Genomic DNA, 1,111 nt, shown 5'->3' with positions numbered 1-1,111 from the left:
TTAGCAATCTTACCGGACCCTCGCCGCCAACTCCGATTGCGTAGCTATTATAAACGGAGCGATCAGCCGCAGGAGGTGGTGTGCCTCTAAAACCATTATCTAATGTAACGTAACTTCCTGTAGGGCGCGTCACATAAAGGGGTAAACGTGGATCACTTAAGCCTTGAAGCCGGTTGACAAATCGCGTACTGATTAATAACTCATTTTGAAATGAAGAGTTACGCGTTAGCGTCCATAAAGGCGCCTGGCTGCCGACTTGTCCACCAAAGCGAACTGCAAGATTCTGATCATTGGCAGTAATGTACATATTACGATCCAAAACCTCCTGAATAACCTGAGTAGCCACCTGAGGCTCTACGCTACTAATCTGTAGGGCCAATCGCAGCAGCAAGGAATTTCCTGCACGTTTCCACTTAGCTAAATCGCCACCATAAACAATATCATCGCTATCGATGGTTAAGATGCTCTCCCTATCCAGATCTGCCAAACCTTCTCGTACAAGATCAAACAAACTTTGGATACCTTCGGCTTCATTGCCTAAATAAATATCCCGCTGGCTATCTAGGCGAGGTGTTGTTAACTCCATATCACCTAATAGGGCTTCTGAATACGGTACGTCGCCCCAAGCATCGGTAGCCATCGCAAAGGTAAAAGCCATCATGATCTTACCCACGCCGGCATATACCGGGCTATTTGATTTTTCGGCTTCTTCTAGCATTTTTTTGTAATTGATCAACGCGCCACCGTAAATCTCAAAACTCCACTGGTTTCCAAAATCATCTCCAAACACTTCGTAGATATCGTAGCCTGCAGGACTTCCACTCACACCTGCTGTCACACTCATAATAGTGGAAGCAAAGCGATTAAGTTCGTTGGAGTTGGCAAAAGCTGTACCCGACAAGCCAACTGGCAGCAAGGTCGCAGCCGGCACCTCAAGAGGATTGTTGGGCGTATCATTTACGTCCAAAAACTTATTACAAGACGCAGCCGACAATGCTAAAGCAACGATCGACAGCTTAAATATTTTATGTTTTATCATTTTCATGTTTATTCAAATTAAAATGACGCCCGTAGATTGAATCCATAATTTCTCGTCGTAGGCACGCCGTTT

1 protein-coding gene is annotated in these 1,111 nt (G+C 45.2%); it reads right to left on the bottom strand.

What is annotated here, in order from left to right; genetic code table 11:
* The coding region (locus tag A0125_RS15180) for a SusD/RagB family nutrient-binding outer membrane lipoprotein (protein ID WP_066758298.1) at positions 1–1,045 on the bottom strand (1,045 nt) is incomplete at its 3' end.
* Positions 1,046–1,111: the final 66 nt, after the last annotated feature.

This window comes from Sphingobacterium populi (assembly GCF_001586775.1).
GTDB classification, from domain to species: Bacteria; Bacteroidota; Bacteroidia; order Sphingobacteriales; family Sphingobacteriaceae; genus Sphingobacterium; species Sphingobacterium populi.
Note: the sequence above shows the minus strand (reverse complement) of the source record. Positions and strands in the feature narration are given on the sequence as shown.